This window comes from Tissierella praeacuta DSM 18095, assembly GCF_900128955.1.
Lineage (GTDB): Bacteria > Bacillota > Clostridia > Tissierellales > Tissierellaceae > Tissierella > Tissierella praeacuta.
The window spans coordinates 88,930-110,877 of the sequence record NZ_FQTY01000002.1 but is presented as its reverse complement, the minus strand read 5'-3'; the positions used below and the strand labels follow the sequence as shown (position 1 = coordinate 110,877).

At 29.3% G+C, this 21,948-nt stretch carries 21 protein-coding genes and 1 other annotated feature; of the genes, 8 read left to right on the top strand and 13 right to left on the bottom strand.

The window, feature by feature from the left end; all coding sequences use genetic code 11:
- Positions 1-122 precede the first annotated feature (122 nt).
- The 6 genes from BUB33_RS03200 to rsiV all read left to right on the top strand — a co-directional run bounded on the left by BUB33_RS03200 (position 123) and on the right by rsiV (position 6,715).
- Positions 123-1,319 (top strand): GAF domain-containing sensor histidine kinase, encoded by a 1,197-nt coding sequence (locus BUB33_RS03200; RefSeq protein WP_072973094.1) that lies wholly within the window; start codon positions 123-125, stop codon positions 1,317-1,319.
- Positions 1,320-1,363: 44 nt separating this feature from the next.
- A complete protein-coding gene (locus BUB33_RS03195) occupies positions 1,364-1,996 on the top strand; it encodes a hypothetical protein (protein WP_072973093.1) in 633 nt (210 codons plus the stop codon).
- A gap of 133 nt (positions 1,997-2,129) precedes the next feature.
- The gene (locus tag BUB33_RS03190; protein ID WP_072973092.1) at positions 2,130-4,124 is read left to right on the top strand and encodes a methyl-accepting chemotaxis protein; all 1,995 of its coding nucleotides are present in this window, start codon (positions 2,130-2,132) and stop codon (positions 4,122-4,124) included.
- 232 nt (positions 4,125-4,356) lie between these two features.
- Positions 4,357-5,127 (top strand): Na-translocating system protein MpsC family protein, encoded by a 771-nt coding sequence (locus tag BUB33_RS03185; protein WP_200778106.1) that lies wholly within the window; start codon positions 4,357-4,359, stop codon positions 5,125-5,127.
- Between the two features lie 189 nt (positions 5,128-5,316).
- Positions 5,317-5,826, top strand: coding sequence for a sigma-70 family RNA polymerase sigma factor (locus tag BUB33_RS03180; protein WP_072973090.1), 510 nt, complete (start codon positions 5,317-5,319; stop codon positions 5,824-5,826).
- On the top strand, positions 5,819-6,715 hold the full coding sequence (gene rsiV, locus BUB33_RS03175; protein WP_072973089.1) for an anti-sigma-V factor RsiV: 897 nt from the start codon (positions 5,819-5,821) through the stop codon (positions 6,713-6,715). Before BUB33_RS03180 ends, rsiV begins: the two co-directional genes overlap by 8 nt.
- A gap of 69 nt (positions 6,716-6,784) precedes the next feature.
- Here the strand turns inward: rsiV and gnd are convergent, their stop codons facing one another.
- The 12 genes from gnd to hcp form a co-directional block, all read right to left on the bottom strand.
- Complete coding sequence (gnd, locus tag BUB33_RS03170) at positions 6,785-7,681, bottom strand: phosphogluconate dehydrogenase (NAD(+)-dependent, decarboxylating) (RefSeq protein WP_072973087.1); 897 nt, start codon at positions 7,679-7,681, stop codon at positions 6,785-6,787.
- A gap of 87 nt (positions 7,682-7,768) precedes the next feature.
- Complete coding sequence (locus BUB33_RS03165; protein WP_072973085.1) at positions 7,769-9,115, bottom strand: GntP family permease; 1,347 nt, start codon at positions 9,113-9,115, stop codon at positions 7,769-7,771.
- Positions 9,116-9,127: 12 nt separating this feature from the next.
- Positions 9,128-10,657: a gluconokinase gene (locus BUB33_RS03160; protein WP_072973083.1), complete on the bottom strand. Its 1,530-nt coding sequence runs from the start codon at positions 10,655-10,657 to the stop codon at positions 9,128-9,130.
- Positions 10,658-10,773: 116 nt separating this feature from the next.
- Positions 10,774-11,631 (bottom strand): MurR/RpiR family transcriptional regulator, encoded by an 858-nt coding sequence (locus tag BUB33_RS03155; RefSeq protein ID WP_072973081.1) that lies wholly within the window; start codon positions 11,629-11,631, stop codon positions 10,774-10,776.
- A gap of 149 nt (positions 11,632-11,780) precedes the next feature.
- Complete coding sequence (locus BUB33_RS03150) at positions 11,781-13,019, bottom strand: metal-dependent hydrolase family protein (protein WP_072973079.1); 1,239 nt, start codon at positions 13,017-13,019, stop codon at positions 11,781-11,783.
- A gap of 20 nt (positions 13,020-13,039) precedes the next feature.
- Entirely contained in the window at positions 13,040-13,501 is a 462-nt protein-coding gene (locus tag BUB33_RS03145; protein WP_072973076.1) for an OsmC family protein, read from the bottom strand.
- 698 nt (positions 13,502-14,199) lie between these two features.
- Positions 14,200-14,364: a hypothetical protein gene (locus tag BUB33_RS15970; RefSeq protein WP_159429158.1), complete on the bottom strand. Its 165-nt coding sequence runs from the start codon at positions 14,362-14,364 to the stop codon at positions 14,200-14,202.
- Between the two features lie 799 nt (positions 14,365-15,163).
- On the bottom strand, positions 15,164-15,394 hold the full coding sequence (locus tag BUB33_RS03140) for a DUF896 domain-containing protein (RefSeq protein WP_072973074.1): 231 nt from the start codon (positions 15,392-15,394) through the stop codon (positions 15,164-15,166).
- A 267-nt stretch (positions 15,395-15,661) separates the two neighbouring features.
- The gene (locus BUB33_RS03135) at positions 15,662-16,837 is read right to left on the bottom strand and encodes a cation diffusion facilitator family transporter (protein ID WP_072973072.1); all 1,176 of its coding nucleotides are present in this window, start codon (positions 16,835-16,837) and stop codon (positions 15,662-15,664) included.
- Positions 16,838-16,985: 148 nt separating this feature from the next.
- Positions 16,986-17,501 carry a tryptophan transporter gene (locus BUB33_RS03130; protein ID WP_072973071.1) on the bottom strand — a complete coding sequence of 172 codons (516 nt, stop codon included), beginning with the start codon at positions 17,499-17,501 and terminating at the stop codon, positions 16,986-16,988.
- Between the two features lie 264 nt (positions 17,502-17,765).
- Positions 17,766-18,022, bottom strand: a binding site (T-box leader).
- A gap of 149 nt (positions 18,023-18,171) precedes the next feature.
- Entirely contained in the window at positions 18,172-18,357 is a 186-nt protein-coding gene (locus BUB33_RS15790; protein ID WP_143154880.1) for a hypothetical protein, read from the bottom strand.
- 46 nt (positions 18,358-18,403) lie between these two features.
- Positions 18,404-20,056, bottom strand: a complete 1,653-nt coding sequence (hcp, locus tag BUB33_RS03125) for a hydroxylamine reductase (protein WP_072973070.1) — start codon at positions 20,054-20,056, stop codon at positions 18,404-18,406.
- A 232-nt stretch (positions 20,057-20,288) separates the two neighbouring features.
- On the opposite strand from hcp, the gene BUB33_RS03120 reads away from it, so the two are divergent.
- Together BUB33_RS03120 and BUB33_RS03115 are read left to right on the top strand one after the other, a co-directional pair.
- Positions 20,289-21,197 carry a M23 family metallopeptidase gene (locus BUB33_RS03120; RefSeq protein WP_072973069.1) on the top strand — a complete coding sequence of 303 codons (909 nt, stop codon included), beginning with the start codon at positions 20,289-20,291 and terminating at the stop codon, positions 21,195-21,197.
- Positions 21,198-21,214: 17 nt separating this feature from the next.
- Complete coding sequence (locus tag BUB33_RS03115; RefSeq protein WP_072973068.1) at positions 21,215-21,610, top strand: bactofilin family protein; 396 nt, start codon at positions 21,215-21,217, stop codon at positions 21,608-21,610.
- Positions 21,611-21,678: 68 nt separating this feature from the next.
- Here BUB33_RS03115 and BUB33_RS03110 read toward each other — a convergent pair whose 3' ends face one another.
- A complete protein-coding gene (locus BUB33_RS03110) occupies positions 21,679-21,921 on the bottom strand; it encodes a hypothetical protein (protein ID WP_072973067.1) in 243 nt (80 codons plus the stop codon).
- Positions 21,922-21,948: the final 27 nt, after the last annotated feature.

Sequence of the window (21,948 nt, the reverse complement as noted above, 5' to 3'; positions counted from 1 at the left end):
AGTGCTTGAAATCTATAACCTGACGGAAATTATAGATAATATGATTTAAAATATTAAAATTTTATTAATAAACTTTTATAAAAATTGTTTTAACTATATAAATATAAAGGGAGGAAAGGAATATGGTGAAAAACAATAATCTTGAAGATATTAGCTACGAGAAATGTATTAAAGAAGCTAAAATATTTTTGGAGGTATTCTCCAGCATATCATCTAAATTAATAAATATTAAATTAGGTGAAGACTATTTAATAGAAAAATGTTTAGAAGAATTAGGGGAGAATACTGACTCCTCCAGAGCATATGTGTTTTTATTTAGAGATGATTTTAAATATATGGATAATGTTTATGAATGGTGTGCTAAAGGTGTTAGTTCTGAAAAAGATAATTTGCAAGATTTGAAAACTAAATTTTTTCCATGGTGGTTTAAAAAACTAAAGGATAATAAAAGTATTATTGTCAGTAATGTAGAGCATATGCCAGAAGAAGCCGAGACAGAAAAGGAAACTCTATTCAAGCAAAATGTCAAATCACTTATTGTATTGCCCCTAATCTATAATGATAACTTAATTGGTTATTTAGGTTTAGATAATATATTTGAAAATAAAATCTGGGATAAGGATTGTGAGTTTTTATTAAAAATCACAGCTGAAATGTTTTCAAGTATTTTTTCGAAATTAGAGTACGAAAAACAATTTCAATCTATAGTGAAGGCTTTAGATGATAAAGAAAAACATATAGAGGGTTTAAACTCTCAAATACTTAAACAAAATGAAATAATTAAACTAATGCAAAGTAAGGAATTATCTAAATTAGTAGGATTGAATGAAGAAAACTTTAATGAAATTATATATTATGTATTAAATATATTAAGCTTAGATATGAAGATTTTTGATGAAGTAGAATTAGAACTTTCTAAAGATTTACCTTCTATTTTATGCAATAAAATAGAAATAAGTCAAGTCCTTTTAAACATTATAAAAAATGCTATTTACGAAATTAGAAAAAAGATAGAGTTACATTCCCAAACTGGACAAACAATCTCCAATAATTTAAAGATTAAAACTTATAAAGAAAATATGTACCTAGTGTGTGAAGTAGAAGATAGTGGAATGGGATTTTCTGAAGAGGTAAAATGTAAATTATTTGAACCCTTTTTTACCACAAAAGGATTAGTGGCAGGAACAGGATTAGGGTTAACCATAGCATATGATATTGTTACAAATAAGTACAATGGCTTAATAACAGCCAGTGAAAGCCAATGGCAAGGTGCTAAATTTACTATAAAACTACCTTTCCAACAAAAAGATTCTTATTAGAACTAAGTTATAATATTAATTTTCATAAGGAAAAGAGGGATAAGATGATTTATAGAAAATGGAATGACGATGAAATACAGTATTTAAAGGATAACTATGGAACCAAAAATATAGAAGAAATTGAAAATAAATTGAAAAGAAGTCGCAATTCTATATTTAAAAAAGCAAAACGCTTAAACCTAACAAACACTATGAAAAAATGGAAAGAAGAAGAGATAAATTACTTAATTGAAAAATGGGGACATGAACCCATGGAAAAAATATCGAAACAATTGAATAGAAGTAATAATGCTATTAAAAAAAAGGCAATACAGCTTCAATTAGGTCCTTCCCGAATAGCCAATGGAGAGTTCTTAACCACTGGAGACATTGGATATTTATTAAATAAAGATCCAAGTTTAATTTATGGATGGATAAAAGATGGATATATAAAGAGTAGAAAATTTGGAGAAAAAAAGATTTTTCAAGTTAAGGCAGAAGATTTTATTTTATTCTTAAAAGAACACCCTCAGAAGTGGGATGCTTCAAGAGCAAGATTAGATTTTATTAAAGGTTATCTACACATAGAGTTTAAATTACCAGATTGGTTTATAAGAAAAGTAGAATATGATAAAGAAAAAAATATGAAAAAGAATATTATCAATTATGAAAGTAATTATGTTCAAATAATTCAATGATAAAAGCAATTATAATGTGTATAGAAAATTTAGAAAATTGTTTCAAAAGGTAAGATTATGGCTATATATACTTAGAATAACAATTGATAAACTTATAACTATATTGCCTATTAAGGGAAAGGAGTTTTTGTTTATGAAATTAAGAAATAAAATAATCTTATTTACTACATTATTATGTATTATTAGTATTTTATCTATTTCAATAATTAACTTTAACTTATCTATACTGAAACTTGAAAAGGAGGTCAATGATAAATCCCAGCTAATAACTACAAGTATAGCAAAAGACATAGATAAATGGATGTCTTTACAAAAAGATTCTTTATTTGAAGTTATGGATGGTATGTTAGTAACAAATAATTTTGAATATAATTATGCCTCTAATTATTTGAAAAAAGCAACAGAAAGAAATCCAGGAAATGAATATTATATGTGTTTTTCTGACCAATATTATTTAGATTCTAGTGAATTTAAACCTGATTATGATCCAACTCAAAGAGGCTGGTATATAGGTGCAATGAAGACTAAGGATTTCTATATATCAGAACCCTATATAGATGCACAAACAAAGGATATGGTAGTAACAATTTCAAAGGCATTTAAAACAATTGATGGAAAAGAAGGAGTTATATCTACAGATATAAAGATTGATTATTTAGTAAATCTAATACTTAATGTAGATGTAGGACAAGATTCATATGCATTTCTAATAGACCATAATGGAAATCTTTTAACTCATCTTAATGATGAATTTAAACCTATTGATGGAAACTACATAAATATTGATAAATTATTAGATGGAAGCCTTTTAAAATTAATAGAAGAAGATAGTTTGAAAATAAGAGATAGGAAATTAAAAGACTATGACGGAGTAAACAGATTTTTCTTATTTGGAGATATTCTAGAATCCAACTGGAAAGTGGGATTAGCAATATCTGTTAAAGAAGCCGTAGGCACTATTGATAATGTAATTTTCTATACCATTGTAACAACCATTATTGTTCTAGTACTTTCTTTGATTATATCAATATATATATCAAATTCTATTACAAAACCAATAGTTAAAACAGTTAAAATCGCAGAAAATATAGGAAATCTTAATTTATTGGATACAATAGATGAAAAGGATTTAAACAGAAAAGATGAAATTGGTCAAATGTATAATTCCTATCAAAATATAATCATTAAGCTAAAAGATTTTATGAAAAACATGAATGAATCTATTAATGCAAATCATCAAGTATATAAAGACACTTTAGAAAGATTGAATTTCTTAGTAAATCAAGCAGAGGATACTTCAGCTACTACTGAAGAATTATCGGCAGGAATGGAAGAAACCACTGCTACAGCTTTATCTATAAAAGAATCCACCAACGATATTGACAAGGCTATATCAGATTTCGCCCAAAAAGTGGAGGATGGTGCTATTACTTCCAATGAAATAAGCAGTAAGGCTGGAAATTTAAGTAGTCAATTTACAGAAGCAAAGGATAGTACTATGAGTATATACCTTAATACAAAAAAGGAAATAGAAGAAGCTATTAAATCTTCTAAAAAAGTAGATGAAATAAATATACTTTCCAATGCCATATTAGAAATATCAGAACAAACCAGTTTGCTTGCATTGAATGCAGCCATAGAAGCAGCTAGGGCTGGTACATCTGGTAGGGGATTTGCCGTAGTAGCTGATGAAATAAGAAAGTTAGCTGAAAATTCTCATGATACAGTGGAAAAAATACAAAATGTTACTGAAAGTATAACTAAGGCTGTAGAACAGTTGGTAAATAATACAAATGAGTTAATACATTTCTTAGAAAAAGATATTATAAATGATTATGAAATGATGGTAAAAGCAGTCAAAGAATATAGAGAGGATGGTTCTACACTAAATAATATACTCTCTGAATTATCTGCTACTTCAGAAGAATTATCTGCCACTATTAATCAAGTATCTAATTCTATGAATGAAATCTCCAGCACCGTAGAAGAATCTACAATTGCAACTACCAATATAGCTGAAAAAAATATGAATATAGTGGAGGCCATATCTGATATAAAAGATACAATGGAGAAAAATAGAGAAGTATCCCGGAATTTAGAAGAAATAGTATCACAAGTTAAACTTTAATTGTAAGTAAAAAATCCCTTTGGTAAAATAAAACAAGGGATTTTTTATTAACTTAAATTGATAATAACCTTGTATCTATAAATATTAGTATATTCTCAAATGTAAATATAGTTTCTATTATAGTACTTTAATGCTATTGGAAAAGTTTTTAAAAAATATATAATGATATTATAGTATCAATAATTTATTAATATCTCAAAAAGGTTGCAAAGAATAGAAGGAGCTGTGAATTGTGAATAAAGATGTATTACAACATATTAAAATATTATATGTGGAGGATGATAATCTTACTAGAAATTGGGTTTGTAATTCTTTGAAGAAAAAGGTTGGAAAAATAATCATGGCAGAGAATGGAAATGCTGGCATAAGATTATGCATTAAGTTTATGCCTGACATAATAGTAACTGATTTAATCATGTCCGATATGAATGGCATTGAAATGATGAGAGAATTAAGGGAAAGAGGATATCGTATACCTTGTATTATAACATCTGCTTTATCTGATGCAAAAACTATTTTAGAAACTGTAGACTTGAAAATAGAAAAATATTTAATTAAACCTATTGATATAGATATTTTAGTAAAAAGCTTAACTCAAATAGCTACAGATATTTTAGAAGAAACGGAAGGATTATTAGTAATAAATCAAAGTTTTATTTTAACAGAGGATGCAAAAAATAAACTAGAAATAGAAATAAGAAATATTTATTCCAAATATCTAAAAGAAATAGCAGGAAAAGGAGCAAAATATATTAATGTTTTCATAAATGGTAAAAGAATTGAGATAATTTCAAAATCCACTTTAACAATTTTAGAAGAGAATATATTGGCTATAGGACAATATTATAAAGGTATTGAAATGTTTAGAAAAATTGTTTATGAAAATACTATATGGAAAGTTGAAGATGATATAAATAAATTAATAGATAGAAAAGTAAAAACTAGAAAAATAGAAGTTTACCCTAAAGAAGAATTTGAAAGGATATTGCTAGAAATTATATAATTTTAGTAATATCCTTTTCCTTTTTGTTTTTAGCCTAATCTATAAGACAATCTTATGGATGAAGTTTTATGGAATTTAAAAATTTATCAATTATTTTTTCAAATCCAAAACTTTCCACACTACATATCCGTCTATATAGTGTAAGATGAAAAAAGACCCCACAACAGCTGAAGGGAGAAATTCGTACGAATGGCAAATAACAAATTAGAAAAACAACTTGAAAATTATATTATTGAAAACAAAGAACTTTTTTATAGGCTAGCTTATAGTTATGTAAAAAATATTGATGATGCATTGGACGTTGTTCAAGAATCTATTTATAAAGCTTTTTCATCTATTGATTCACTTAAAAATTTTGATTATATAAAAACTTGGTTTTATAGAATTATAGTAAATGTTTCATTAGATTTACTTCGCAAGAGAAAAAGAGAAGTTGTTACTGATGAAGAGTTTTTATTAAATAATGATATAGGTGCAGTTGACAATTATCCAAACATAGACTTAGAAAAGGCCTTAGAAGCTTTACCAGATAATTATCGAAGTATAATAGTGCTAAGATTTTTCGAGGATTTAAAGCTAGAAGAAATTGCAGAAATTTTAGATGAAAATATAAATACTGTAAAAACTCGACTTTATAACGGTCTAAAAAAATTACGTATCTCAATGGATGATAAAAATAAGGAGGTCAACAATGAATAATAGAAATCTGGAACAACTAAAACAAGATCATATAAATACTCAAATTCCAGAAGAGTTAGATTTTTTAGTTAGAAAAGCAATAAAAAATGGGAGGAAAAACATGAAAAGAAAAAATAATATTAAAAAAATAAAAGTAACATCAGCATCTGTAGCTGCATCAATTGTTTTATTAACAGCTGGGGTAAACTCTAGTCCAGTATTAGCAAGTACCTTATCAAAGGTACCCGTTGTAGGTGGAATAGTAAAGGTATTGACATTTAGAGAATATAAAATAGATGAAGATACTTATAATGCCGATATTAAAGTTCCAGAAGTGCAAGGCTTAGAAAATAAGGAATTAGAAAATAGTTTAAATGAAAAATATTTAAACGAAGGCAAGGGACTATATGATGCATTTATGAAGGATATGAAGGATTTGGAAAAAGATGGTGGCGGACATCTAGGGATAGATCATGGATATGAAATAAAAACTGATACAGATAAAATACTTTCTATAGGACGTTTTGTTGTAAATACAGCGGCTTCATCTTCAACAACAATTAAATACGATACTATAGATAAAGAAAAGCAAATTTTAATAACATTACCTAGTTTATTTAAGGATAGTACCTATGTTGATATTATAAGCGAAAATATTAAGAGTCAAATGAAAGAACAAATGAAATCCGATGAAAATAAGGTTTACTGGGTTGAAAATCTAGACAAAGAACTTGTAGATCCTTTTGAAAAGATTTCAAATGATCAAAGTTTCTATATCACAAGTGAAGGAAAATTAGTAATCTCCTTTGATAAATATGAAGTAGCCCCTGGATACATGGGAAACCCTGAGTTTATTATTCCAACAGAAGCAATATCAGATATACTAATTAGCAATGAATATATAAAATAAATTTCAATAAATTTATCCCCTTACTATAATAGTCAAGGGGATATCTATTTTTTAATTAAGTTTAAATAATCATCTTTTTTTAACTTCGTGTCCACCAAATTCATTTCTAAGGGCAGCTACTATTTTCCCTGCAAAAGTATCTTCTTCTAGTGATCTATATCTCATAAATAGTGACATTGCAATAACTGGCGTAGGCACTTGTAAATCTAGTGCTGTTTCTACTGTCCATTTCCCTTCTCCCGAAGATTGCATAATTCCTTTTATAGACTCAAGATTTTTATCTTTATTAAAAGCTATTTCTACTAGTTCCATTAACCAAGATCTAATTACAGAGCCATTATTCCATAACTTTGCTACCTTTTCATAATCTATATCGTACTCAGATTTATGCAGCACTTCAAAACCTTCTGCTATTGATTGCATCATACCATATTCAATTCCATTGTGAACCATTTTTACAAAATGTCCAGAACCTGCTTTACCTACATATAGATATCCACCTTTTACAGATATATCTTCAAACATTTCTTCACAATAATTATATATATTTTCATCTCCACCTATCATTAAACAAGCTCCATTTAATGCTCCAGATGGTCCACCACTGGTTCCACAATCTAGAAACTCAATGTTTTTTTCTTTCAAATAATTATATCTTCTAATAGAATCCTTATAATTTGAATTTCCAGCATCAATTATTATATCCCTATCTGATAAATAATTTAGAAGTTCTTTAATTACTTCATCAACAATTTCTCCTGCTGGTATCATTAACCATATAATTTTTCTATTATTTAGTTTGCTTACTAAATCTTCAATAGAAAAAACACCCTCTATTTCTTTTTCAATAATATTTTTTACATTTTCCTCAGATACATCATAGGCTACAACCTTATGTCCATTTTTCTTTAAATTTAACGCCAAGTTATAGCCCATTTTTCCAAGTCCAATTATTCCAACTTCCATATTACCATCCTCTCTTTAGTTAATCAATAACATAATCCATCCGTAAAATAATCCTCCCATACAAAAGTACAGGAGGATTATTTACTTTTACTTAATAAATATACTTAATATTAGAGCTGATATCAATCCCACTATACCAATTAATGTTTCCATTACAGTCCAAGACTTTAATGTATCCTTTTCTGATATTCCAAAATATCTATTTACTAACCAAAATCCACTATCATTTACATGGGAAAGTACAGTTGCACCAGAGGCAATGGCAATTACTACTAATGCTGGCTCTACATTAAAAGCTGGAAGAAGAGGAGCCATAATACCGCCTGCAGTCATCATAGCTACTGTTGCTGAGCCTGCTGCAACCCTAACTACTGTTGCAATTAAGAATGCTAAAATAATTGGATTCATACTTGAACTAGCCAATCCTTCTGCTAACATCTTTCCTATATTACTATCTGTAAGAACTTGTTTAAATATACCACCAGCACCTGTAACCAATAAAATTAGTCCTGTTGGCGCCAGAGCTGCAGTAGCAACTTTACTTACTTCTTCTCTACTAAGTCCCTTATGTTTACCAAGAGTAACAAATGCCAATACAGTTGCAATAGTCAAGGCTGAAAAAGGATGTCCAATAAAACTTACAATATTTCTCAATGAGTTGCCTTCAGGCAAAAATACAGTTGCTGAAGTATTTAATAATATTAAAACTATTGGAATTAGTATTAATGTAATTATTAATGAAAAAGACGGTAAATCTTTATCATCCTTTGTTACAATACTATCGTCAAAGGACATATACTCTGGTATATCTGCATATATTCTTTCACCAATAAACTTTCCAAATACTGGACCAGCTATAATCATAGCTGGGATACCTGCAATAATACCAAACAAAATTACCTTACCTAAATCTGCTCCAACTAATTGAGCAACTGCAACAGGCCCTGGTGTAGGTGGTACAAATGCATGAGTTACTGCTAATCCTGCCAATAATGGTATTCCATAATGAAGTAAAGATTTTTTAGTTTCTTTAGATAATGAGTAAACTAATGGAACTAAAATAATAAATCCTACATCGAAGAATACTGGTATTGATATAATAAACCCAGCCAATCCTAATGCCCAAGCTGCCCTATCTTTTCCGAAAGATTTAATAAGAGTTCTAGCTAATCTCTCTGCGCCTCCAGATACTTCTAACATTTGACCAAACATAGCACCTAATCCTACTACTACTGATATGAAACCTAAAGTTCCTCCCATACCAGATTGTATTGTTCCCATAATAGATTGAATAGGCATTCCAGCAGCAATTGCTGTTAGCATACTAACTATCAATAGAGAAACAAAAGCATGGAGTTTAAGTTTCATAATAAGAAATAATAATACCGCAACCGAAATAATAAGAAGTGATACTAAATACAGTTGGCTTTGCATACTTTTACCCTCCTAAGATATTTTATTTTTTTGAAAATGTGCCAGTTTTTCTAACACATTCATCGAGCTAAAAATAATTTCTTGATAAATATTGAATAATTCTTCATATAACTCTTTAGCTTCTGTCGTAGTATACCTATCTCCATCTTCCAGCATATAACTTAACTCAGAAAAATCTTTGACCTTATTTACTGCTACCATACCTAACATTACTGCTCCTAAACAGGGGCTTTCATAATTATTGGATACAACAATATTAGTATTTAAGATATCACATAGTATTTGAATCCATAACTTTGATTTTGTAAATCCGCCATTAACATATATTACATCAATTTTATCTGTTAATTCCTTTAATACTTGAAATACATCATTTATAGCATAGGATATGCCTTCAACTATAGCTCTAGCAAAATGTCTTCTCTTGTGAATATCAGATATTCCTACAAAAGCCCCCCTTAAATTTGCATTCCAATAAGGTGCTCTTTCTCCTGTTAAAAAAGGTAGAAAAATTAACCCATCACTACCTACCTTGGTATTTTCTACTAAAATATTAATTAATTCATAGGGATCTATATTTAATTTATCTGCCTCTTCTATCTCCTTTTGAGAAAAATTATCTCTAAACCAACGATAAACCATTCCCCCATTATTTATTGGGCCTCCTGATACATACTTATCTTCAGTTAATATATAGCAAAAAGTTCTTCCCTCACTATCTATCATAGGTTTATCAGATACTACTCTAATTGCTCCACTAGTTCCTATAGTGACTACTGCTGAACCAACTTCTATGCCATTTGAGCCAAGATTAGCTAAACAGCCATCACTACCGCCTAAGACTATTACAGTATTATTATTAAGTCCTGTTAATATTTGATATTTCTCATTCATTCCTTTAATGTAATATGTAGTAGGAAATGCCTTAGATAATTGACTTTCTTTAATTCCTGCAAGTCTAAGTGCCTCTTCATCCCATTTAAAATCATATATATTAAACATACCTGTAGCTGATGCTATGGAGTAATCCACAATATATTCATTAAAAAATTTATATAAAATATATTCTTTTATTGAAATAAACTTATAAGTCCTATTAAATATTTCTGGTTGATTGTCTCTTATCCACATAATCTTATAAAGAGGTGACATTGGATGACAAGGAGTACCAGTTCTTTTATACAGCTCTATTCCTTTTCCATTATTCTTATATTCTTCTGCATAATCAACGCTTCTACTATCTGCCCAAATAATACATTCTGTAAGAGGATTACAATTTTCATCTACTGCAATAATGCTATGCATCATACAAGAAAAGGAAACAAAAGAAACCTCTCCTTTTAAATCTTTAGCTAACTTTGATACTTCACTGAGTGTAGTTATTACTGCATTAAAGATTTCTTGTATGTTCTGTTCTCTCATGGCAGGTGATGGTCTATTAATTGGATATTCTTTTAATGATTTTCCATACATTTTACCATTTTCATCAAATAATATAGCCTTTGTGCTTGTGGTACCAATGTCTATCCCAACAGAAAACATTTTTGTTCCTCCTATAATCTATAGTATAATAATACGAAACTTTTTTGTTTATTATATCATATTACTATATTTATTCAACCATGAAGAAAATTTCTTTCTAAAGACAGAAAACTTTACTATAATCTTTTAAAGGCTATCCCATCTCTTATCTTTATAAGATTTCCTAAAGTTTCTTCTTTCTTTACTAATGCCACCTTAATATAAATACAATCCATTAACATTAATGTAGTTAATCTTGATTCCATAGCTTCAGATCTAAACATAGATTCTTTTCCATAACAGATCAAGCTAATATCTGACTCTTGTGCAATAGGAGATTTGGTATTTCCTGTTATAGAAACTACCTTCAGCCCCTTTTCTTTCGCTATCTTAATTGTATCTAACAATTCTTTATTACTTCCAGAATTTGAAAAAGCAAATACTAGGTCATCTTTTTCTGCCATAGATATATACATTGCCTGCCAATGAGAATCTCCGCTTACATTACATTTTATCCCTGTTCTAATAAATTTATGGTATGCATCTTCTGCTAAGGATGCTGATCCTCCCATCCCAAAAAATAATAATTGTGAGGAATTTAATATAAGTTTACTTATGGCTTCTAGTTTTTCTGGATTATTTAGCTTGATGGTGTTCTCCATGCTAAAGATATTGGCATTTAATACTTTTTTCATAATAATATACGAGTCATCACCTTCTTCTATTTCCTCATGTATATTTTCTATAGGCTTAATAATTGTACCTGCTAAATTAATTTTCAAATCTTGAAATCCCTTATATCCTAAACTATTACATAATCTAAAAATAGTCGTTTCACTTACATCACTAGATTCAGCAAGTTCTGTTATTGAAAAATGTACTATATCTCTAGGATTTTCTAATATATATTTTGCTGCTTTCTTTTCTGCCTTATTTAAATTACTATACAACTTTACAATTCTTTCTAAACAACCCTTTTCATTATTTTTATCCATAATCATTCTCCTTTTATTAGAAAAAAATTTTTTTCTTATTCTAATATTTTAACATATTTATAGTATCTAGTATAAAACTTATAGTATTTATATAATAAAAAGTATCCCCCAATTATAAAAATTGAGAGATACTTTTATTAAATATTATTTTATATTAATCGCCTTACAAATTCCCCTTCCTTCATAATTACTTCCATCTTTTCAACGGATATATTATGAATATCTTGAAGCGGATTATCTTGAAGAACTATTAAATCAGCATACTTACCTTCATCTAGAGTTCCAGTAATATCATCTATTTTTAACATCTCTGCACCATTCTTCGTTGCAGCTAATATTACTTCCATCTCCGATAAACCAGCTTTATTTAGAGCATACATTTCAGTTATGGCATACTTTCCATAAGGAGTTAAACTACTGCAAAATGAATCTGACCCTACTGTTATACGAATTCCCTTCTTATTGGCATTTTGCAGATTATCTATTATACGATTTAATTCTTTCTCTGCAGTTGTATTACCTGGATATTTATCATGTATAGGTCTATAAGGTGGCTCATATACAGTGAACCATTCATAGAAAAACTGTAAAGTAGGACAGAAGGTAATATCCTTTTCCTTCATGATTTCTAGACATTCTTCATTTAACTCTTGTCCATGGATAATAGCTGACACACCAGCTTTACATGAATTTAATGCACCTTCATAGCCTTCTGCATGGGACCATACTGGGATGCCTACCATATTACATTCATCAACTACTGCTTGTATTTCCTCCATGGAGTAATGGGTAGCTGCTTTAGCATCGTATCTCCATATCCCTCCGCCTGTAGACCAAATCTTAACTGCATCTGGGTTTTCACGAAGTCTTTTTCTAATAGCTTTCCTAAGTTCCCAAGGTCCATCTACTCTTTCAGCCCAAGGATGGGAATCATTGTTATATTCTAAAGGCAATTCATGAGAATCTCCATGTCCAGCAGTTCTGCAAAACCCAAGACCAGTTGTTATAACTCTAGGTCCGGGAATAATGCCTTTCTCAATCATATTTCTAATATGAATACCTGATCGGGAAATTTCTCCAACAGTTGTTAATCCATGTTCCAATGCTTCCTTAGCCTGAGCTACAGCAACTATAGTCTTTTGTATAACTGGTTCAAGAACCCATTCCGTATCATTATCACTTAGGTTTCCACTAAAATGAAGATGTGTATCTATTAGACCTGGCATAATAGTTTTTCCAGTTATATCTATCTTTTCTCCATCAGAATCAATATTCATAATAGGTCCTGCATATTTAATCTTTGTTCCTTCAACAACAACCATGGAGTTGTCCACTACTTCTCCATTTCCTCTTATCAATAATCCACCAGTAAATATAGTTGTCTTCACCTATACATCCTCCTCTTTGTCTAAAATGATAAAGCTTTATCACTTTCTATTTTTACATTTGTTATTAATTTAGGTGAGTTTGCTAAAGTGTCTGCCACTGGGCAAGTTCTATCTATAAATTCAATAAATTTTTCAATATCTTCTTTTGCTGAGTTTGATTTAATATATATATTAGATCTTATCTCAGAAAAACCAATTTTAGCATCTTTATTTTTTCCCATAAATCCATCTGGATCTAAGTCCCCTTCTAATTCAATATAAAAATCTTCTAGATCAATTTTATGGGCTTTTGCAAAACATCTAGCTACTATACATTTACAAGCTCCTAGTGCAGATAGTACTGCTTCTACTGGATTCATTCCAGTATCTGTTCCGCCTAGTTCTTCTGGTTCATCTAAAAGGATAGTATGATTCCTAGCTTTACACTCTACCTTCATACCATTAGTTAATTTAGTTGTACTTTTAAAAACCTCAATAGCCATTAAAAAAACCCCCTTATTTAATTTAATTTAACATTTACAGTATATTACTAGCAAATAATATTGTCAATCTTTTGACAGTATTATAGAAATATACAATAATAAATTTATATTTATAACCTCCTGCTTGTTTGCAGCTGGAAAAGTTACTGACAATCCATGGTACAAATAGATTAGGTGAAAATGCATTAGCATATATAAATGTATTCCATAAAATTGCCTGTCAAAATACAGCAAAAAATAATCAACAATAATTTAGAATCATAACCACCAATAAAACCAGTAGTTTGAGCACTATAGTGGTGAGTATTCAAAACATATTGAAAGGTCTAACAACCTCTCAAGCAGCTTCTAAAATGATTCTATTGTATCTAGTTTTCTATTGTTTTCAGTGTCTACTTGACAGGGTGGTATTCATTAACAAGAAAAAGACCCATGACTTAAATATGCATTGGTCTTTTTTCATAAATGTATAAAATATATATAAATTTATTATATGTTCATTTTTTGTAAAAACTCCGAATTATCATATTGGCATTGTAAATCTTGAAAACGCATATTTCCCATTTGCATATACATGATATACATGTTCAACTGCATCTCTTACTCCAAGTAATTCCACACCCGCAGCAGCTTCTCCTGTTAACGTTAATCTAGCAACCCCCTGCAGTGGCTCATAATGTTTATAACTTTTAATTGTGTTAACACCTTACTTCAAGAATTTCTGTTTCTCCTACTTGCTCTCTTAAACTATTAACTGGATTATCACCGTAGAACTCTTTCACATCTGAATCTTTAACAGCGAACGCTTGTGTTCCAATTAATAATAGGTGACAATTAATGAAAAGCATACAAATATTTTCCATTTTAGTCCTCGTTTTCTAATATATTAAATAAACTAATTAATATTAATATAAATTACAGGTCATAATCATATTTAAATTGTTATTCTTTATGCCATGGCACATTATAAATTAGTTTTAATTTATTTACAGAATTGCTTTTAAAATATCTCTTAAAATATTCATCATTAGAAAGTTTTTTATTAAGTCATCATTTTTTAAATTTATATTATTAACATAAGTATCAGCATTCTCCACTTCAAAGACATTTAACTCTATAATATAGTCATTAGATATATCTTCTAGCCCCAGCCTAAAAATATCAATCTCATCATGCTTAGAAAGTTCATTAAATAAAATTGTTTGAACCTCATATCATATAATAACATACAAACTACCAAATTACTTTACTTATGGTAAATTCCGACAGTATTTCTATACATAGAACAATATACTTAAATTCCTATAAATTTATTTATAATTATTTGTCCAATTTAGCAAGACCTAAATATCTTACAATTCCTTTATAATTTAAAATGTAATAATTAAAATTATTTTTGTACAGTTTAATCCATATTATCATCTAAATGTATATTTATATTATAGCATCTATGACTATACTTATATTTAAAACTTCTATATTAAATATCAATAATCTGCCTTTAAATTCCTTAGATTACTATGGTTAGCTAAATCCTAGCTTTTTTATATAAATGAAAGTTTTCATTTTTATGCCATAACTAAAACTCTTTAAAAAAACACATCAAATAAGATTATATTCATAAAAAACTTCCCTCAATCTTAAAATAATTGAGGGAAGTTTTTAGTTTATATATTTCGTTTTTTTCTGTTCTTCTTTTAGCTTTTCTGGAGTAACGTCATTACCTTCCTCATCTACTACCTTTACATTCATAAGGGTATTCTTCATGTTTCCTCTAAAAATAGCTAAATACTTTTGACGCAAATTTTGTTGTTCTTCCTTTTCTACTTCTGTTAATCCAATGGTCTTTGCCTTATGTGCAAGTTCATTTATTCGTTTTATTAAATCCTTCATTATATCTCTCCAATCTAATTTAAAAAACTCTATTAAATTGTAACATTTAGCAAATATTTATTCAAGAAATAGAATCTTATACTAATTCCAAGCACTTTCTTCTATAAAATTAAAGATGTAAACATTAACTTTAATTTACAACTATACTTCATGGAAATTCTTGAAAATTATTCAAATATTCTCTTAAATTCTATCTCCCTAATTTACTTATAAAGACTTTCTATTTCAATAATAAAAATATATTTGTTATATATTCAATAAGTTTTATTAATATTCAGTATCTACAATAATATCACAATCTAAAGCTGAATTTATTCCTTTTATGATTTCTGCCAATTCTTCTTTATATTTTTCTCCTGAAAATTGTCTATCGATTTTATTCCCATCGACTACTACATGAAATACAACAACTTTATTGTCATTTTGTTCTATAATATTAAAATCATGCATTGATTTAATAAATTCATCTTTTTTTATTCTATTTTTTATTTTATTCATAATCTCAACAGTTTCTTTTGATTGAAAGCCTACTGGATCCATATGAATTACTAAATGTAAGTTAAATCTTTCACTTAATTCTCTTTCTGCCTGATCAATTATGTCGTGAATAGTAACCACATCTATATCAAAGGGTATCTCTACATCTATAGTTGCCATTACCTTACCGGGTCCATAGTTATGAACTATAAGATCATGTGCCCCTAATATATAATCATAGGAAAGGATTTCATCCATTAACTCATCTATTAAATCTTTATCTGGAGCCTTACCAATTAAATGACTAACAGTTTCCTTTACCAAAGAAAATCCTGAATATAATATAAAAGTAGATACTAAGATACCTATATATCCATCAATAGGGTAATTTGTAAATAATGATAGAAGTAAAGAAAATGCTACTACAGAAGTAATAATTACATCACCTAAAGCATCTGTAGCCGTTGCTTGTAAAGCAGCTGAAGAAATCTTGTTTCCCAGTTTCCTATTAAATATACTTAACCATATTTTAAGAGATATTGATATTACCAGTAATATAAAAGGAATTACTTGAAATACTATTACCTTTGGGTTAATTATCCTATCAACTGAAGATTTAACAAATTTAAATCCTACTAAAATAACCATAAATGCTATCATTAATGCAGTCAAATATTCTATCCTTCCATGACCATAAGGATGTTCTTTATCTGGTGGTACATTTGAAAGCTTAAATCCTATTACTGTCATAATAGATGAGGCAGTATCAGATAAATTGTTAAAAGCATCGGCAGTAACAGCAATAGATGATGTGGTTAATCCTACAGCAAGCTTTAATATAGATAGTAATAAATTTACAAATACTCCTACTAAACCAGCAGTATATCCTATTCTCTCCCTTACATCTTTATCTGAATAATTATGATTTCCTTTTGCAGCAAGGTTTAAAAAATATTTCGTAAACATATGTCCTCCTTGAAACTTATAATAATAGTCCTAATAATTATACTATATTTATTCATTATACCCAAATATATAGTTAATCCTAAAAGAACGTCCAACAAATTAAACTGACCCAAAATTCTTTTAGAATTTTGGGTCAGTTTAATTTATCTCAATTCATAGCTATTCCTGATCTTTTTATTGCAATTTTAACTAATTTATATACAAAGATTGTACCTATGAAATTTACTATAGTAGTAGGTATGACTATTCCAGTTATCAATACTCCTATTGGCACTGGTAGACCAACAATAAGAGCAGCTGAAGTTAGAAATACTATGCCACTTATAAAGGTTCCAATACCTCCTAATATTCCTACTACTAAAAAATTAATATTAAACTTACTAAGATATTTTATTAAAACAAATAATATTAAAGAAGTAACTATTTTATCTAATATATTAGGTATTTGCCCTCCTGGAAAAGTAGTAGTCATAGCAGAAAGCAATCCACCTAGTATGCCCGTTAATATAGCATTTTGAAATTTATAATTTAATAAAAGTGATACAACCATAAAAATCAATAGAAAATCAAATTTCATACCACCTAATATCCCTGGTGTAATTTGATGCATAATAAGACCTATGGCTAATAGCAATGTTGTAAAAATATTGTTTTTTAATTTCATTAAAAACATCTCCTTTTCCTATTTTATTTTTCTTATTCCAGTCACTTGGTTCAGTTCACAACATTGTATTCACCACCCTCCATTCATTGCCTTTGACCTACATCAACTAACTAACGTTCGTTGTGTTAGGTCATTCCCCGCAGTCTCACAGCACAAATTCATTTGCTCGTTATCACTCCCATGAATTTGGCGTTCGTTGCCTTTGACCTACATCAACTCACTAACATTCGTTGTGTTAGGTCATAAAAAAAGTCCTTCATCCTTGAAAAGGACGAAAGACTATTATTTCGCGGTACCACCTTAATTAGATTATCCATTAGATAATCTCACTCAGCAGATACATAGCATTGCTAGATATCCTGTTTCTATAACGGGAAACCCCCAGTATTAGCTACTCTGAAAAGCCATTTCGCCAAACTCTTTGTAGATCCATTCATTAAACCTCTGGTATTGGACTTTCACCTGCGCCAACTCTCTAAAACCATAATAGTTTAACTACTAATTCTACGCATTAGATTTATCTTGATTTTTATCATTTTACCATAACATCATAATGAAGTCAATGTGAATTTTTATAAATCCTAATTTCAAAAATATTTACCAATCCTTTAGCTATATTTCATGGGTCAAATACTGAAAATTATATATAGAATATTTATTCAAATTTGGATTAAAATAATACTATTGGCTTATCTGCCCCAAATAATGTCGAACCTGTTTCTAAATCACCTGTTGGCAATGCTGCGAAGGATGTATTCTGCATATATGCAGGTATGAGGCATACAGTTGGCTCAGTAATAAAAATGGAAGACGGGTCAGAGGTAATATGTACTGATAATGGAACATGGCAAAACACTTAAAAATTTAACTCCTCAACCATTATGGTTGAGGAGTTATTTATATTATGCTCCCATGAACATAGCTATATCATCTTCTACATTTGATATGGTTCCAATTCCAAAGGTCTCTACTAATACCTTAGCTACATTTGGTGAAAGGAATGCTGGTAGTGTAGGTCCTAAGTGAATATTCTTAACACCTAAATGTAATAAAGCAAGTAATACTATTACAGCCTTTTGCTCATACCAAGCTATATTATATGCTATTGGTAATTCATTTATGTCATTTAATTCAAATATTTCTTTTAGCTTCATAGCTATAACTGCTAATGAATAAGAGTCATTACATTGTCCTGCATCTAAAACCCTTGGAATTCCACCAATATCCCCTAAATTTAATTTATTATATTTATACTTTGCACAACCAGCTGTAAGAATTACTGTATCCTTTGGAAGTGCTGCTGCAAAATCTGTATAATAGTTTCTAGCTGACTGTCTTCCATCACAACCTGCCATTACAAAGAATTTCTTTATTGCTCCTGATTTAACGGCATCTACAATTTTATCTGCTAATGCAAATACTTGTGCATGAGCAAATCCACCTATGATTTTACCCTTTTCTATTTCTGTTGGTGCTGGTAATCTCTTAGCATGTTCAATTAATTCTGAGAAATCCTTAGGCTTACCATTTACTCTATCTGGAATATGTTTAAATCCTGGATATCCTGACGAACCTGTTGTATATACTCTATCAGCATAGGATGCAGCTGGTGGCACTATACAATTTGTTGTAAATAAAATTACTCCATTAAATTTTTCAAATTCTTCTTTTTGTTTCCACCAAGCATTTCCGTAGTTTCCTACAAAATGGTTATATTGTTTGAATTTTGGATAATAGTTTGCTGGTAACATTTCACCATGAGTATAAATATCTACCCCTGAGTCTTTAGTTTGCTCTAATAATTCTTCAAAATCTTTTAGATCATGACCTGATACTAATATACCTGGTCTACTTCCTACTCCTATATTAACTTCTGTAATTTCTGGATTTCCATAAGTAGATGTATTAGCTTTGTCAAGTAATGCCATTACATCGACACCAAATTTACCTGTTTCTAGTGTAAGTGCCACTAATTCATCTGCTGTTAAACTATCATCTGTAATAGCTGCTAATGCACGTCTTATGAATTTGGAAATTTCCTTATCTTCATAACCAAGGTTCATAGCATGTTCTGCATATGCTGCCATACCTTTTAAACCATAGGTAATTAACTCTCTCAATGACCTTACATCTTCATTTTCTGTTGCTAACACACCAACTTTTTCACTAATTGATTTAAACACTATTTCATCATCTGAATTAACAGTAAATGTAGATGCATCCTCTAGCTCACCTAATTCTACATTCTGCTCAATTAATATGGTTTTTAGCTCATCTCTTGCCTTTAAGGCTTCTTTAATCTTTGCAAGGAATCTATCCTTATGAAAGTTTGCATTGGTAATTGTCATAAATAATCCATCAATTATCAATCTGTCAAGTCCAGGCATTTCAATTCCTTTTTCATCAGCTTTAACACCTAATAATGAAATACCCTTTAATGTATAAATCATTAAATCTTGTAATGCAGCTAAATCTGCAGTTTTCCCACACATCCCTACCTTTGTACATCCTTTTCCTCCTGCTGCCTCTTGGCATTGATAACAAAACATACTCATTATTTTACCCCCTATTTATATTATTAGTGCTTGTTACACTCTATTGTCTTCACCTTATATTTCATATTATATATCTGTTTTATAACTTATTCGGTAACCTATGTTACGAAATAAAAAAACATTAAATATATTTATAATTTCCATTTTTATCCATATGTGGTACAATTAATGTCAAGTAAAAATTTAAATAAATGTTTTATATATTTAATATTTTTAGACAAAGGAGAAAGATATGAATAGTAAAGGTAACTCAAAGATTTGCATAATGATAGTCCCCCATACTGAAAAGGTTAGAAAATTAGTAATACCACAATGGATGCCTAAAGCTTTATTATCCATCTTCTCTGCTTTCACTATAGTATTATTACTTTATATTGGCAGAAACACTACATATCATCTAAGTTTAAAGCAGGAAGCAAATAATAAATCCTCTATCATTAATGATTTAAAAGAGGAAAATAGAAAAAAGGATTTAGAATTGGCTAATCTTAAATCCCAAAATAAACAATTGCAAAATAAAACAATACAAGTTGAAAATAAGCTTGTAGAAATTGATGAATTACAAAGGGTTTTAGAAGAAATGGCTGGCATCAGTAGGCCCTCTAAGGGGGGAGAAACAAGTCCAAATATATCTCTTAAATCTTTAGATTCCGAAATGGAAATGGATGTATTAACAGAAGTTTTAGAGGATAAAAAATTGGAACTAGAAGTTTTTATAGAGGACTTAGAATCTAAATTTTCTTATCTAAAATCCGTTCCTGATTTAATGCCTACATCAGGAAGACTTACTTCAAAATTCGGAAATAGAAAAAATCCCTTTGGTAGAGGAATTCAATTCCATCCAGGTATAGATATTGCAAATTCAAAGGGGACAAACATTATAGCTTCTGCAAAAGGTACTGTTATTTTTTCAGGAAGAAAGGGTGGATATGGAAAAACTATAATTATTAATCATGGATACGGATACAAAACTTTATATGCTCATAACAATGATCTATTAGTTTCTGTTGGCGATAAGGTGGACAAGGGTCAATTGATTGCTAAAATGGGTAAAACAGGAAGGTCAACAGGACATCACCTGCATTTTGAAATTCATAAAAATGGCAGTCCTGTAAATCCATTTGATATAATAAAAGATTAGATCTAAGGAGTGGTAAAATGTTTAGAAAAAAGGACGAGGTTATTGTTGAAGATTTAGATTCTCTAATCGGTGAAAATATTAAAATTACTGGAAAGATAGAAGGTAAAGGAAATCTTCGAGTTGATGGTTTTATTGAAGGTGATATAGATTATGATGGAAATATTGTTATAGGTGAAAGTGGAAAAGTCTATGGAAACATAAATGCTAATGATATATCTTTAGCAGGAACTACACATGGAAATATTGACTCAAAAACAAAGCTAGTTATTCTTCCTACTGGAACATTAATAGGGGATATTGAAGTTTCTAGTTTTATAGTTCATGAAAATGCTAAATTTGACGGTAATTGTAAAATGCTAAATAATAATATTACTGAATTACCTTTAAAGGATACAACTGAAAATAGTAAATAAATAATTGAAAAATAAAAGAAGTCATCACAATAAGGATTTTAACATTTATTGTGACAACTTCTTTTATTTTAATAATCTTTTCCAGCTGCTTTAATCCTTTCTGGATATTTTACTGAACAAGGTGTTACACCATATACCATACTACAATATGGACATTTTGTTTCTAAATGAGTCATTTCAATTTCATTCCCACATTCAATACATTTTATAATAACTCCTGGAGGCATTGGACGAGTATTAAATCCCATCATTCTTATTTTATCTACAACTTCCTTTCCACTACCAAAACTTCCTGTACATCCATCATGCATTTTATATTTCCTCCCTCTATTTAAAGA